This is a genomic window from Streptosporangium sp. NPDC004379 (assembly GCF_042873875.1).
Taxonomy (GTDB): domain Bacteria; phylum Actinomycetota; class Actinomycetes; order Streptosporangiales; family Streptosporangiaceae; genus Streptosporangium.
The window spans coordinates 178,810-191,940 of sequence record NZ_JBIAMC010000015.1 but is presented as its reverse complement, the minus strand read 5'-3'; the positions used below and the strand labels follow the sequence as shown (position 1 = coordinate 191,940).

The following is a 13,131-nucleotide window of genomic DNA, read 5'->3' as shown; positions in this document are numbered from 1 at the left end:
CGCCGGCACCGATCCTGCATCTGCTGGGCCCACGGCTTCCGAACGATCTGACCGAGCCCACCAGATCCAGCCTCTACCTGACCTCCAGTGACGAAATGCGAGGTGTCACCGGCGTATACGTCAACGCCAAAGGCGAACGCGTTCCCTGGCCCGAAAGCGTCCTCTACCTCATGGAGCCCCGGCCGCCGGGCGGGGCCGCCTCGCCGCCGCGACGGGTGAGCGGCCCGGCCGGCGCCCGCCGTACGGGCGGCCGTACGGGCACCCGCGTGGTGGGTTCCGGCCGGGCGGGTGGCGGGGAGCGGCCGCGGGCGCCGGTCCCGCGTCCCCGCCGCGCCGTACGGTCCGGGTTCCTCCGTACGGCGCGGCGGGCCGTCCCCCCGGGGGCCTCAGACGGCCTTGGAGAAGCCGGCGTCGACCGTGAAGTCGGCGCCGGTGGTGCTGGCCGAGCGCGGCGAGGCCAGCAGGGCGATCACGTCGGCGGCCTCCTGCGGGTCCACCAGGCGCCCGGTGGTGAGGTTCATCATCTGCGGCGCCACGGTGTCGAGCACGCTGTCGCGGTCGGTGCCGGCCTGGGCGGCGATGATGTCGGCCGCGCCGCCCTCCTCGGTCCACCACGCCGTGCGCACCGCGCCCAGGGAGACGGTGTTGACGCGGATGCCCTGCGGCGCGTACTCCTCCGACAACGTCTGGGTCAGGGTGTTCAGGGCGGCCTTGGCGGCGTTGTAGTCGACGTTCATCGGGCCGGGCTGGCGGGCGAGACCGGAGGAGACGTTGACGATCGAGCCTCCGCCGCGCGACAGCATCAGCGGGATGGCGGCCCGGGTCGCCCGGACTGCGGAGAAGAGGTTGAACTCGAACATCCGCAGCCAGTCTTCGTCGGTGGGCGCCATGAACGAGAACCGCGGCAGGCTGACGCCCGGCGGGGGACCGCCGGCGTTGTTGACCAGGATGTCCAGGCCGCCGAACTCCTCCTCGGCGCGGGCCACGACCCGGGCCGGGGCGTCGGGGTCCATCAGGTCGGCCGAAACGTGGACGAGGTCGCTCCCGGCCAGGGCGTCGAGGTCCGGGCTGGTCTTGCGGGAGGCGGCCACCACCCGGGCCCCCTCGGCCAGCAGGGTGCGCACGACGGCCAGTCCCACGCCCTTGGAGGCGCCGGTGACGACGGCCACCCGGCCGGACAGCTGCAGATCCATCGAAAGTCTCCATTCCTTGCGGCGGTCTTGTGCCGCCTGCCGCGCTCTGCCGCGGCCGTTCCTCACGGTGTGGCGGCCCGCCGCGCCTCCCGGGCCGGGCGGCGGGCCGTGACCTCGACGGTAGGGCGGCGGCGGAGGCGGCGTCCGGCGGCGGCCGGACGTGCAATTCCGGCGGGGATCGGACCCGCAATCCCGGCTCCCGGCGGGCCCTTCGCGGCCTCGTCGCTCCCCGGCGGCGGCTTCCCGTTCTCCGTGAACACCGCTCTTGGGGAGATGGCCCCCGCCGGGCGGGCGCGGGAGCATCTCCCCAGAAGACGATCCCGCGCGGAGCGGGTGAGCCACCGAGGAGATGTCATGCGAAAGATCGTCGCCGGTTTCTTCCTGTCCCTGGACGGCGTCATGGAGTCGCCGGAGAAGTGGCACTTCCCCTACTTCGACGAGGAGATGGGCCAGGCCGTGGCGGCGCAGGCGGAGGGGGCCGACGCCATGCTGCTGGGCCGGGCCACCTACCAGGAGTTCGCCGGCTACTGGCCCACCGCGGACGACGACCCGATGGCGGCGCAGATGAACGAGACGCCCAAGTACGTCGTCTCCTCCACCCTGAAGACGCTGGAGTGGCAGAACTCGACGCTGATCAGCGGGAACGTCACCGAGGAGATCGCCAGGCTCAAGCAGGGGCCGGGCAGGGACATCTCGATCAGCGGCAGCGCCACCCTCGTGCGGTCGCTGCTGCGCGAGGGGCTGCTGGACGAGCTGCGGCTGCTGGTCCACCCGATCGTCGTGGGAAGCGGCCGGCGGCTGTTCCCCGAGGGCGGCGAGCAGACGCCCCTGAAGCTGGTGGAGTCGCAGACCTTCGGCACCGGTGTGGTGCACCTGGTCTACCACCCGGCCTGAAGGCTCCGGAGCGCGGAGGGACGCGGGGGTCCGCGCGGGCACGGGAACCGTACGGGACGGCCGTACGGCCTCTCAGAAGCTCAGAAGCTCAGGAGCCCAAGGGCTCAGGGGCTCAGGGCACCCCGCACAGCCGCAGCGCGGCGGTGACGGCGGCGGCCGCGACGACGACCAGCGGGAACGGCGCGCGGCGCAGCACCAGGATCCCGGCGGCCAGCACGCCGGCCGGTCTGGCCCAGCCGGCGAAGCCGCCGCCCTCGGTGAGCGCGGCGGTGGCCGCCAGCGCGGTCAGCAGCACCGCGGTGGCGGCGGGCAGCAGCGACCGCAGGCGGCCGGGGAGCTCCATCCGGCCGCGCAGCAGCGGCCCGGCCAGCCGGAACGCGTACGTTCCCGCGGCCAGTACGGCGATGGCGAGCAGGGGCATCGGTGCGTCTCCTTCGTCGGGATGGTCAGGCGGGATGGTCGGGCGGGAGGAGCTCGCCCGGGGGCGGGCCGGACGCGGGCGGGCGGCGCCGGCCCGCGGGCCGGGCCCGGCCGTCTCACGCCGGGTCCCCGCCGCCCGCCGGGCGGGCGGGGGGCAGCACCAGGCCGCCCAGGGACAGCAGCACCGGCAGGCCGGCGGGCAGGAACGGCGTGGCGGCGACGGCGGCGGCCGCGCCGTACAGGGCGGCCCGGCGGGTGGCGCGCTCGCGCAGCGCGGGCAGCGCCAGGGCCAGCAGCACGGCGGGGAAGGCCGCGTCCAGCCCGAGGGCTCCGACGTCGCCGAGGGCCCGGCCGGCCAGCGCGCCGCCCGCCACGGCCAGGTTCCATGAGGCGAACAGCGCGAGCCCGCAGGTCCAGAAGGTGACGCGGCGCGCCCGCGGCCCGCTTCCGGCCAGCACGAAGGCCACCACCTCGTCGGTGATCAGGTGGGCGCCCGCCAGCCTGGCGGCGAGCCGCCCGCCGGGGGCGTCGGCGACGGCGAAGCCGAAGGGCAGCAGGCGGGCGTTGAGGACGAGCCCGGAGACGACGGCGGCGAGCGGGCCGCCGCCGGCCAGCACCACGCCGAGCGCGGCGAACTGGGCGCCGCCGGCGAAGACCAGCAGCGACATGAGGACCGGCACCTGCGGCGGCAGGCCGCCGGAGACGGCGATCGCGCCGAAGGAGGCGCCGACGAGCGCGTCGGCCAGACAGACCAGGGCGATGTCGCGGAGGGTGCCGCGCCCGATTGTTCGCCGTAATGAACGCATGGACGTTATACTGAACACTCTGCCAGTGGTTCGTCAAACCGAACGAAATGATCCGATGGAGTGAACGCATGGCCGACGGCGCCCCCGCACCCGCCGACCCCTCGCCCTCGCGCCTGATCGCGTCGATCGCGGCGTCGATCCGCCGGGAGCGCGAGCGCGCCGGCCTGTCGCTGAGCGAGCTGTCCCGCCGCGCCGGCCTGGCCAAGTCCACCCTGTCGCAGCTGGAGGCCGGCACCGGCAACCCCAGCGTGGAGACGCTGTGGGCGCTCGGCGTCGCCCTCGGCGTGCCGTTCGGCCACCTGGTCGACCCGCCGCGGCCGGCCGTGCGGATCCTGCGCGCCGGCGAGGGGGAGGCCACCCGCTCCGAACACTCCGACTACGCCGCCACACTGCTGGCCTCATGCCCGCCGGGCGCCCGGCGCGACATCTACCGCATCGAGGCCCAGCCGGGCGAGCCGCGCCTGTCGGAGGCGCACCTGCCCCACACCGTCGAGCACCTGGTGATCGGCGCGGGCCGGGCACTGGCCGGCCCGGCCGGCGAACCGGTCGAGCTCGGCCCGGGCGACTACCTGACCTATCCCGGCGACGCCCCGCACGTCTTCCGGGCCCTGGAGCCCCGCACCAGCGCGGTGATCGTCATGGAGCACCGGTGACCCGGCCGCGAGACACAACTACTTGACACCAAATAGCAAGTACTTGCTATCGTTCGTCAAGTGAGTACGGCGGAACACGTCGCGCTGGCCGGTGAGCTGGCCGCGCTGACCCAACGAAGGATCACCGACCCCCTGGAGATCCTGCTCGGCTCCGGCGAGCAGACCGGGCCGGTCAGGGAACGGCTGCGCATCGAGGCCGAGGTGTGGGCCGCGCAGCTGCTGGGACGCGACGAGCGGCTCGCGGTCCGCACCGCGGCGCGGCTCATCGCCGCGCTCTTCCCCTCGGACGGCCCGTTCGACCCGCCCGACGAGTGGTGGCGCACGGCCTTCGGCCGGGCGGTGGCCCGCCGCGCCGGCCACCCGGGCAGGCAGGCGGTGCCGTTCTCCACGGCCGGGGCGATGCTCGGCATCACCCGCCAGGGCGTCCACGACCTCGTCAAACGCGCCAAACTCGACCGCCACCCCGACGGCGGGGTGAGCACCGACTCCATACGCCGACGCCTCAACCAGCCCCAGGAGCGCCATGCCGCACGACACGACCGTCACTGACCACGACATCCCCCTGGCCGTGCGCGACTCCGGCGGGCCCGGAGACCCCGTCCTGCTGCTGCACGGCCTCGGCGGCACCCTGGAGGCATGGGACGCCCTCGACCTCACCGGCCACCGCACCGTCGCCGTCGACCTGCGCGGCCACGGCCACTCCGGCGACGGCCCGTGGAGCTGGGAGGCGGCCCTGGACGACCTGGAGGCCGTGGTCAGGTGCCTCGGCCTGGGCGAGCCCGCCGTCGCCGGCCACTCGCTGGGCGGCATGCTCGCCGTGCAGTGGGCCCTGCGCCACCCCGGCTGCCCCGCCGTCGTCAACCTCGACGGCCTGCGCTCGGCGGAAAGCGACCCGGGCAACTACCCGGGGATGGACCCGGCCGAACGGGACCGCGACCTGGCCGCCCTCAAAGCCACCTTCGACGCCCAGGCCGCGAGCATGGGCCGTCCGCTGCCGCCCGAGGCTCAGGCGATGTTCCCTCCCAGGGCTCTGACGACGAGGGACGACGGCCAGGTCTACGCCCGGCCCGACGCCGAACTCCTCGCCGCGATCCGCTACACCCCGCCGTTCCGCGACACGATCCCGCTGCTGCGCCGCCTCACCTGTCCCACGCTGGTGGTGATCGCCGCTCAGGACCCGCCGGGCATGTCCGGCGGGGAGCTGATGGCGGCGTTCCGCAGGGGGGTGCGCCGCGACCTGACCGATCTGCCGTCCAACGTCCGCGTCGAGGAACTGGACGCCGGCCACGGCATGCTCGCCGAACGGCCCAAGGAGGTCGCCGAGCTCATCGCGGCCTTCCTGGCGGCGAACCGCGGCGCCTCACCGGCCTGAGGCCCGCGGCGGGACCGGCCCGGCCCCCTGCAGGCCGGCCCCCGGTAGGCCCCCGGGGCGCACCCGAAGACGCGGCGGAAGACGGCGATGGAGGCACTGGCCGACGACCGGCCGCACCGGTGCGCCACGACGGTCACCGGCGTGCCCCCGGCCGGCAGGACCAGCGCGTGGTGAGGACGCACCTGGGTGCGCCCCGCCGACACACCCCGCCGACACACCCCGCCGACACACCCCGCCGACACACCGCGCCGGAAACCGTCGCCGCCGCCGCGCGCCGCTTAACCTGCGGGAAAGAGGCCGCGCCGACCAGGGCCGGCCCGGTTCGCACCCGCGTGGTCCTTTCCGCGCGGAAAGGACCACGCGGAAAGGACCGAACGGGTCCGATGGGAACGCCACGGGAGCCCGCCCGGGGAAGCGGGGGAGAGGAGGGGGATGTGAGGCGTCACCTCCTCCGCGCCGTCACGGCCGCGCCGTGCCTGGCAGCGGTCCTCGCCTGCGCGGCCTGCGCCGGCGGCCCCGCGGGCACCGCCCCGGACGCCGCCCGCGGCCCGGCCGCCCCGTCCGGGAACGCGGCGGCCCCGCCCCCGGACGGCGCCGCGGGGGACGGCCTGCCCCGGGGCTTCACCCGGGCCGGCGGGCCCGGAAGCGGCCTGACCTTCGGCGTGCCGCGCTCCTGGGTCGCCCTGGAGGCCACAGGCCATGGCCTGGAGCGGCGCCTGACCCGGGCGGGCCTGACGGACAAGCAGATCCACCGGGCCGAGACCGGGCTGGAGCCCGTGGCCGCCCGCGACGGGATCTGGGCGTTCGACCCCGGCTCCATGAGCCGTTCCCCGCACCGCTTCACCACCGGCCTCACCGCCGGCTGCCGGTCCGGCGCCGCCTCCGCCGGGCAGCTGCTCGCCTCCGCCGTACGGCGGCTGGAGCCGCTGCGGGGACGCGTCGTGCGGGCCGGCACGGTGCAGGTCGCCGGGGGCGCCGCGGTGCGCGTCGGATACGTCTTCACCGTCGGCGGCGTGCGGCTGCACGGCCTGCGCCTGCTGCTGCCCGCCCCCGGCGACCGGACCTGCGTGCTGACGCTGAGCACCGACGACGCCGCCCGGCGGGGACTGCTGGAGCGGATCGGCCGGACGCTGCGGCCCCTGTGAGCCGGCCGGCCCCGCCCGCCGGGGAGGACCGGATTCCCGGCGTCGGATTCCCGGCGTCGGGGGAGGCGGTTCGGTGACGGCGGGCCGTACCCCGGCGGGGGACTCCCCGGCCGGCCGGGGCTGCGCCGGCGTTCACGGCGGTGCTACGGTGTCCGGCAGCGACGACCGGTTCGCCCTACGGAGATCGAAGGAGGTGGGTTGATGACCGTCGTGGAGATCACCGCTGTGCGCGGTGCCCGGATCATCCTCACCTTCCGGGCCTCGTCCTGACCTTCGCCTGCCCCTCTCCCTGACGGGAGCGGTCCCGGCACGGCTGCCGTCCGGCGGGGCCCCCTTGTCGAAAAGGGTCTCCACGTTGTCTTCTCATCGGCATCCTTCGCATCACCATGCTCTCTCCTGCGCCACGCGCGCCCCGGTCCCGGCCGGCCACCCCTCCCACCGCACGGCATGACGGAAAGGAACCCGGTCATGGACCTTCCCCGCATCTTCACCATCCGCGAGAGCAGCCACCGGATCCACAACCCGCTGACCGGGGCCAAACTCGCGGCCCTGGGCGAAGCGCTCCACCTCGCCCCCGGGACACGGGCGCTCGACCTCGCCAGCGGCTCGGGCGAGCTGCTGTGCACCTGGGCGCGTGACCACGGGATCACCGGCACCGGGGTGGACATCAGCACGGTCTTCACCGAGCGGGCCCGCGCCCGCGCCGCCGAACTCGGCGTCGCCGGACGGGTCGGGTTCGTCCACGGCGACGCCGCCGGCCATGTCGCCGACCGGCCGGTCGATCTGGCCGCCTGCGTCGGCGCCACCTGGATCGGCGGCGGCGTGGCCGGAACGACCGAGCTGCTCGGCCGCAGCCTGCGCCCCGGAGGCCTGATGCTGATCGGCGAGCCGTACTGGCGGCGGACCCCTCCGGACGAGGAGACCGCCAAGGGCTGCCACGTCGATCGCATCGCCGACTTCCTGCCGCTGCCGGACCTGATCGGGAGCTTCCAGGACCTCGGGTACGACGTCGTGGAGATGATGCTGGCCGACCAGGACAGCTGGGACCGCTATGCCGCGGCCCAGTGGCTCAACCTGCGCCGCTGGCTCGACCTCAACCCGGACAACGAACTGGCGCCCGCGGTACGGGAGGAGCTCACCGAGGAGCCCGCCCGCTACGCGCGCTGCACGCGTGAGCATCTCGGCTGGGGAATCTTCGCCCTCATGAGGCGCTGACGCCCCCGGTCCCGTGCGGGGCGGCGGACGGTGCGACGTCCGCCGCCCCAAGCGGGACGTGCCGTCACCCGCGGCACGGCGCCGGCGGCACGGGCGAGCCGGTCCCCGCCTCCTCCCGCCGCCGGCTCGAAGGGGGCGGGACGGCCGCCGCGCGGCGGCCCAGGGCCCAGACCGCGAGCGCGCAGCCGGCGAAGGCCGCGCCGAGGACGCTGGAGCCCGTCCATCCGGCGCCGGCGAACGCGAGGGTCGTGGTGGTGGCGCCCAAGGCGGAACCCAGGGAGTAGAAGATCATGTAGCCGCCGACGACGCTGCCGGTGCGGTCCGGGTGGGCCGTGGTGAGCAGGTGCTGGCTGCTCACGTGCACGGCCTGGACGGCGAAGTCGAGCACGACCACGCCGATGACGACGAGCCACAGCGACCACGACGCCTGCCCGACGGCGAGCCAGGAGGCGGCGAGCAGGAGGAGCGCCCCGCCGGTCACGGCGTCCGCGGCCCCGGAGTCGGCCCGGCGACCCGCCCGGCCGGCGCCGAGGGCGCCGGCCAGCCCGGCGAGGCCGAACAGCCCGATCTGCGCCGTGCTCAGATGCCACGGGGCGGCCGCGAGCGGCAGCGCCAGGCCGCTCCACAGCGTCCCGAAGGAGGCGAACAGGAAGAACGCGATCAGCCCGCGCGAGAGGAACAGGCGCTCGCGGAACAGCCCGCCCAGCGACCTCAGCACCTGCCGGTAGGCGGGGCGGGCGGCGCGCGTGTCCGGCGGCAGGACTCTCACGGCGAGCAACCCCAGCGTCGCCAGGAGCACGGCGAGCACGGCGTACACGCCGCGCCAGCCCCACACCGCGGCCAGCGCGCCGGCCGCGACCCGCGCCCCGAGGATGCCGATGACGACGCCGGAGGTCACCGCGCCGAGGTCGCGGCCGCGTTCCCCGGGCGCGGACAGGGCGGCGGTGTAGGCGACCGCCGTCTGCACGACGACCGCGAACAGGCCCGCGACCACCAGGGCGGCGAGCAGCGTCCAGACGCCGGTGGCCGCCGCGGCCAGCGCCGCGCCCGCCGCGGTCAGCAGGAGGTGCCAAGCGATGAGCCTGCGCCGGTCGGCGACGTCGCCCAGCGGGACGAGGACGGCCAGCCCCGCCAGGTAGCCGAGCTGCCCGGCGGCGACGACCCATCCCAGGCGGGCCTGCGGCACGCCCAGGTCGTCCCCGATCCGGGCGAGAACCGGCTGCGCGGCGTAGACGCTCGCCACGGCGGCCGCGCTGAGCACGGCCAGCAGCGTCCTTCGGCCGACGGTCAGGCTCATCCGCCCCACACTCCATAAGTAGCAAATTGCAACCAATGGAGCGTAAGGCAGAATGGTTTCAATCAGCAACTCTCCGGGAGCCGCGATGACCCAGACCGCGATCGGCGCCGTCAGCGCCGAGGAGGTGACCTGGACCGACCCGGCCTGCCCGGTGGCGCGGACCCTCGACCTGGTCGGCGACCGCTGGAGCCTGCTCATCGTCCGCGACGCCATGGACGGCGCGCGGGCGTTCACCGACTTCCAGCAGCGCACCGGCATCGCCCGCAACATCCTCACCGACCGGCTCCGCCGGCTCGTCGAGCGAGGCGTCCTGGACCGGCGGGCCGCGCCGTCGGGCAGGCGGCGGCTCTACACGCTCACCCCCGCCGGGCGCGACCTGTTCACCGTCATCGTGGCCCTGCGCCAGTGGGGCGAGCGCCACGCCTTCGCCCCCGGCGAGAGTCACTCCGTCCTCGTCGGCGCGGACGGCCTGCCGCTCGCCGAGCTCCGGCCGGCCGGCCCGGGCGGCGAGCCCGCCGACGCCGGCACGACCACCGTGCGCAGGAACCCCTGACGCCGCCGGTCACGGCGAGTCCCCCCGGCCCGGCGCCGGAGGCCCCCGGCGGTGGCCGGATCCGCGTGCCGAGGCGGAGGACGACGGAAACGGGCGGCGGCGGTAACGTCTTCACCGGAACGGACAAGATCACGATCTCACCAGGAGGCGGGCACCATGGCGATCCCCGATGAGGATGACGGCGCCTCCCGCCGCGAGCGGCTGCGCCGCCACGGCGAGGTGACCGCCGCGCTGGCGCCGCTCGGCGGCCGGCGGCTCGGCGAACTGCTGGAAGGCGCCGGCCCCCTGGGCGCGGGCGTCGGCGGCGCCGCACTGCTGCTGGACGTCGGCGGCGTGCCGGTGTTCGTCAAACGCGTCCCTTTGACCGACGCCGAGTGCCGCCCGGAAAACGTCATGTCCACCGCCGACCTCTTCGGCCTGCCCGCGTTCTGCCAGTACGGCCTCGGCGCGCCCGGCTTCCCCGGACCGGGCTTCGGCGCCTGGCGCGAACTGGCCGCGCACACCATGGCGACCGGCCGGGTGCTCGCCGGCCACACCGGGGCGTTCCCCCTGCTGCACCACTGGCGGGTGCTGCCCGGAGCGCCGCCGCCGACCGCCGAGCACGACGACATCGACGCCGTCGTGGCCTACTGGCACGGCTCGCAGGCCGTGCGTGAGCGGCTGGAGGCGCTGAAACGCGCCCCGGCGAGCCTGGTGCTGTTCACCGAGTTCATCCCGCACACCCTCGACGCCTGGCTCGCCGCCCAGGTCGCCGCCGGACCCGAGGCCACCGCCGCGGCGTGCGCGATGCTGGAGTCGCAGATGCTCGGCGAGGTGGCCTCCATGAACGCCGCCGGCCTGATGCACTTCGACGCCCACTTCGCCAACCTCCTCACCGACGGCCGGCGCCTGTACCTCGCCGACTTCGGTCTGGCCACCAGCGCCCGGTTCGACCTGTCGCCCCAGGAGGCGGCCTTCCTGGAGCGCAACCGCACCCACGACGCCGGCTACGCCAGGATGCGCCTGGTCAACTGGCTGGTCAGCGACGTGTGCCAGGTGAGGGGGGAGCCGGGCAGGCCGCCGGAGCGGCGCAACGCCTTCATCCGGGCCTGCGCCGCCGACGGCGCCCTGCCCGCCCTGCCGGACGGCGCCGCCACGACGCTCCCGGACGGCGTCGCCGAGACGATCCTGCGCCACGCGCCCGTCGCCGCCGTCATGAACGACCTCTACTGGGAGCTGTTCGGCACCAGCAGGGCCACGCCCTACCCGGCCGAGCAGGTCGAGCGCGCGCTGCGCGCCGCACCCGCACCGGGCACGGCGGGCACGGGGCCGCGGCCCTAAACTGGCGCGCGACGATCCAGCACTGGAGGTGAGGCCGTGCAACCGGAGAAGAACGGTGCCCCCGGTACATCGATCTCGGCGGTGCTGGAGCGCATCACCTACGCCAACGAGGAGACCGGCTACACCATCGCCCGGGTCGCCACCGAACGCTCCGGCGACGACCTGCTCACCGTGGTCGGGCCGCTGCTGGGCGCCCAGCCGGGCGAATCGCTGCGCCTGACCGGCCGCTGGACCTCCCACCCCCGCTACGGCAGGCAGTTCGAGGTGTGGTCGTACGCCACCGTGCTGCCGGCCACCGTCCAGGGCATCCGCCGCTACCTGGGCTCCGGCCTGATCAAGGGCATCGGCCCGAAGATGGCCGAGCGCATCGTCGACCACTTCGGCACCGAGACCCTCACCGTCATCGAGACCACCCCCGAACGCCTGGTGGAGGTCCCGGGCCTGGGCCCCAAGCGCACCAAGATGATCGGCGCCGCCTGGGAGGAACAGAAGATCATCAAAGAGGTGATGATCTTCCTGCAGGGCGTCGGGGTGTCCACCTCCATCGCGGTGCGCATCTTCAAGCAGTACGGCGAGGCCTCCATCTCCGTGGTGAGGAGCGAGCCCTACCGGCTGGCCGACGACGTGTGGGGGATCGGCTTCAAGACCGCCGACACCATCGCCCAGGCCGTCGGCATCCCGCACGACAGCCCCGAACGCGTCAAGGCGGGCCTGCGCTACACGCTGTCGCAGGCCGCCGACGACGGCCACTGCTACCTGCCGGCGCCCAACCTCGTCGCCGACGCCGTCAAGATCCTTTCGGTGCCGGCCGAGCTGACCGCCTCCTGCCTGGAGGAACTCGTCAGCGAGGAGGGCGTGGTCCGCGAGGAGGTGCCCGCCGGCGACGGCGTCGTCCCGGCGGTCTACCTGCTGCCCTTCCACCGCGCCGAGCTGTCGCTGGCCTCCTCGCTGCGCTCCCTGCTGAACTCCTCCGCCGACCGGCTCGGCGCCTTCACCGGCGTCGACTGGGACGTCGCCCTGGAATGGCTGGGAAGGCGCACCGGCGCCGACCTGGCCCCCGAGCAGGCCCACGCCGTACGGCTGGCCCTGACCAACAAGGTCGCGGTGCTGACCGGCGGGCCCGGCTGCGGCAAGAGCTTCACCGTGCGCTCCATCGTCACCCTGGCCCGCGCCAAGAAGGCGAAGGTCGTCCTGGCCGCGCCCACCGGCCGGGCCGCCAAACGACTGTCGGAGCTGACCGGGCACGAGGCCACCACCGTGCACCGGCTGCTGCAGCTGCGCCCCGGAGGCGACGCCACCTTCGACCGCGACAACCCCCTGGACGCCGACCTCGTCGTCGTCGACGAGGCCTCCATGCTGGACCTGCTGCTGGCCAACAAGCTCGTCAAGGCCGTCGCCCCCGGCACCCACCTTCTGTTCGTCGGCGACGTCGACCAGCTGCCCTCCGTCGGCGCCGGCGAGGTATTGCGCGACCTTTTGGCCGCCGCCGAGGACGTCGTGCCCCGGGTGCGCCTGACCCACATCTTCCGCCAGGCCCAGGAGTCGGGCGTGGTCACCAACGCCCACCGGGTCAACTCCGGCCTGATGCCGGCCCTGGAGGGCATGGCCGACTTCTTCCTGTTCCCCTGCGAGGAGGCCGAGGAGATCGCGGCGCTGACCGTGGACGTGGTGGCCAACCGCATCCGGCGCCGCTTCGGCCTGGACCCGCGCCGCGACGTGCAGGTGCTGGCGCCCATGCACCGCGGCGCCGCCGGCGCCGGCAACCTCAACACCCTCCTGCAGGAGGCCCTGACCCCCTCCCGCGAGGGCATGCCCGAGCGCCGCTACGGCGGCCGCGTCTTCCGCGTCGGCGACAAGGTCACCCAGCTGCGCAACAACTACGACAAGGGCGCCGCGGGGGTGTTCAACGGCACCGTCGGCACGGTCGTCGACATCCGCCCCGACGACCACGGACTGACCGTGCTGACCGATGAGGACGAGCACGTCGAGTACGCCTTCGACGAGCTCGACGAACTCGCCCACGCCTACGCCGTCTCCATCCACCGCTCCCAGGGCAGCGAGTACCCGGCCGTGGTCATCCCGCTGGCCACCAGCGCCTGGATGATGCTGCAGCGCAACCTCCTCTACACCGCCATCACCCGCGCCAAGAGGCTCGTCGTCATCGTCGGCTCGCGCCGCGCACTGGGCCAGGCGGTGCGCACCCGCGGCGCCGGCCGCCGCCACACCAGCCTCACCCACCGGCTGCGCCCGGCCTGAGCGGGAG

At 74.8% G+C, this 13,131-nt stretch carries 13 protein-coding genes; 9 read left to right on the top strand and 4 right to left on the bottom strand.

What is annotated here, in order from left to right; all coding sequences use genetic code 11:
• Window positions 1-386 precede the first annotated feature (386 nt).
• Window positions 387-1,193, bottom strand: coding sequence for an SDR family NAD(P)-dependent oxidoreductase (locus ACFYSC_RS28595; protein ID WP_389967853.1), 807 nt, complete (start codon window positions 1,191-1,193; stop codon window positions 387-389).
• Window positions 1,194-1,547: 354 nt separating this feature from the next.
• Here ACFYSC_RS28595 and ACFYSC_RS28590 point away from each other — a divergent pair, with 354 nt between their 5' ends.
• Complete coding sequence (locus ACFYSC_RS28590; RefSeq protein ID WP_362937855.1) at window positions 1,548-2,087, top strand: dihydrofolate reductase family protein; 540 nt, start codon at window positions 1,548-1,550, stop codon at window positions 2,085-2,087.
• A gap of 112 nt (window positions 2,088-2,199) precedes the next feature.
• On the opposite strand, the gene ACFYSC_RS28585 is transcribed toward ACFYSC_RS28590, so the two are convergent.
• On the bottom strand, window positions 2,200-2,508 hold the full coding sequence (locus tag ACFYSC_RS28585; RefSeq protein ID WP_389967851.1) for an AzlD domain-containing protein: 309 nt from the start codon (window positions 2,506-2,508) through the stop codon (window positions 2,200-2,202).
• Between the two features lie 115 nt (window positions 2,509-2,623).
• Window positions 2,624-3,313, bottom strand: a complete 690-nt coding sequence (locus tag ACFYSC_RS28580) for an AzlC family ABC transporter permease (RefSeq protein WP_389967849.1) — start codon at window positions 3,311-3,313, stop codon at window positions 2,624-2,626.
• A 68-nt stretch (window positions 3,314-3,381) separates the two neighbouring features.
• Here ACFYSC_RS28580 and ACFYSC_RS28575 point away from each other — a divergent pair, with 68 nt between their 5' ends.
• From ACFYSC_RS28575 to ACFYSC_RS28555, 5 genes are all read left to right on the top strand, one after another.
• Window positions 3,382-3,966, top strand: coding sequence for a helix-turn-helix domain-containing protein (locus ACFYSC_RS28575; RefSeq protein ID WP_389967847.1), 585 nt, complete (start codon window positions 3,382-3,384; stop codon window positions 3,964-3,966).
• 60 nt (window positions 3,967-4,026) lie between these two features.
• Window positions 4,027-4,515 carry a hypothetical protein gene (locus ACFYSC_RS28570; RefSeq protein ID WP_389967845.1) on the top strand — a complete coding sequence of 163 codons (489 nt, stop codon included), beginning with the start codon at window positions 4,027-4,029 and terminating at the stop codon, window positions 4,513-4,515.
• Window positions 4,490-5,338 carry an alpha/beta fold hydrolase gene (locus ACFYSC_RS28565; RefSeq protein ID WP_389967843.1) on the top strand — a complete coding sequence of 283 codons (849 nt, stop codon included), beginning with the start codon at window positions 4,490-4,492 and terminating at the stop codon, window positions 5,336-5,338. Before ACFYSC_RS28570 ends, ACFYSC_RS28565 begins: the two co-directional genes overlap by 26 nt.
• 434 nt (window positions 5,339-5,772) lie before the next feature.
• Window positions 5,773-6,483 (top strand): hypothetical protein, encoded by a 711-nt coding sequence (locus ACFYSC_RS28560; protein ID WP_389967841.1) that lies wholly within the window; start codon window positions 5,773-5,775, stop codon window positions 6,481-6,483.
• A 468-nt stretch (window positions 6,484-6,951) separates the two neighbouring features.
• Window positions 6,952-7,698, top strand: a complete 747-nt coding sequence (locus ACFYSC_RS28555; protein ID WP_389967839.1) for a methyltransferase domain-containing protein — start codon at window positions 6,952-6,954, stop codon at window positions 7,696-7,698.
• 64 nt (window positions 7,699-7,762) lie between these two features.
• Here the strand turns inward: ACFYSC_RS28555 and ACFYSC_RS28550 are convergent, their stop codons facing one another.
• The gene (locus tag ACFYSC_RS28550; protein ID WP_389967837.1) at window positions 7,763-8,995 is read right to left on the bottom strand and encodes an MFS transporter; all 1,233 of its coding nucleotides are present in this window, start codon (window positions 8,993-8,995) and stop codon (window positions 7,763-7,765) included.
• Between the two features lie 85 nt (window positions 8,996-9,080).
• Here ACFYSC_RS28550 and ACFYSC_RS28545 point away from each other — a divergent pair, with 85 nt between their 5' ends.
• From ACFYSC_RS28545 to ACFYSC_RS28535, 3 genes are all read left to right on the top strand, one after another.
• The gene (locus ACFYSC_RS28545) at window positions 9,081-9,548 is read left to right on the top strand and encodes a winged helix-turn-helix transcriptional regulator (RefSeq protein WP_389967835.1); all 468 of its coding nucleotides are present in this window, start codon (window positions 9,081-9,083) and stop codon (window positions 9,546-9,548) included.
• Between the two features lie 156 nt (window positions 9,549-9,704).
• A complete protein-coding gene (locus ACFYSC_RS28540; protein WP_389967833.1) occupies window positions 9,705-10,868 on the top strand; it encodes a serine/threonine protein phosphatase in 1,164 nt (387 codons plus the stop codon).
• Window positions 10,869-10,904: 36 nt separating this feature from the next.
• Entirely contained in the window at window positions 10,905-13,124 is a 2,220-nt protein-coding gene (locus tag ACFYSC_RS28535) for an ATP-dependent RecD-like DNA helicase (protein ID WP_389967831.1), read from the top strand.
• The last annotated feature ends 7 nt before the right edge of the window (window positions 13,125-13,131 follow it).

Excerpts from the sequence above, each read along its gene's own strand:
- ACFYSC_RS28595 (WP_389967853.1), bottom strand. The coding sequence starts at position 1,193 with ATGGATCTGCAGCTGTCCGGCCGGGTGGCCGTCGTCACCGGCGCCTCC.
- ACFYSC_RS28590 (WP_362937855.1), top strand. The coding sequence starts at position 1,548 with ATGCGAAAGATCGTCGCCGGTTTCTTCCTGTCCCTGGACGGCGTCATG.
- ACFYSC_RS28585 (WP_389967851.1), bottom strand. The coding sequence starts at position 2,508 with ATGCCCCTGCTCGCCATCGCCGTACTGGCCGCGGGAACGTACGCGTTC.
- ACFYSC_RS28580 (WP_389967849.1), bottom strand. The coding sequence starts at position 3,313 with ATGCGTTCATTACGGCGAACAATCGGGCGCGGCACCCTCCGCGACATC.
- ACFYSC_RS28575 (WP_389967847.1), top strand. The coding sequence starts at position 3,382 with ATGGCCGACGGCGCCCCCGCACCCGCCGACCCCTCGCCCTCGCGCCTG.
- ACFYSC_RS28565 (WP_389967843.1), top strand. The coding sequence starts at position 4,490 with ATGCCGCACGACACGACCGTCACTGACCACGACATCCCCCTGGCCGTG.
- ACFYSC_RS28555 (WP_389967839.1), top strand. The coding sequence starts at position 6,952 with ATGGACCTTCCCCGCATCTTCACCATCCGCGAGAGCAGCCACCGGATC.
- ACFYSC_RS28550 (WP_389967837.1), bottom strand. The coding sequence starts at position 8,995 with ATGAGCCTGACCGTCGGCCGAAGGACGCTGCTGGCCGTGCTCAGCGCG.
- ACFYSC_RS28545 (WP_389967835.1), top strand. The coding sequence starts at position 9,081 with ATGACCCAGACCGCGATCGGCGCCGTCAGCGCCGAGGAGGTGACCTGG.
- ACFYSC_RS28540 (WP_389967833.1), top strand. The coding sequence starts at position 9,705 with ATGGCGATCCCCGATGAGGATGACGGCGCCTCCCGCCGCGAGCGGCTG.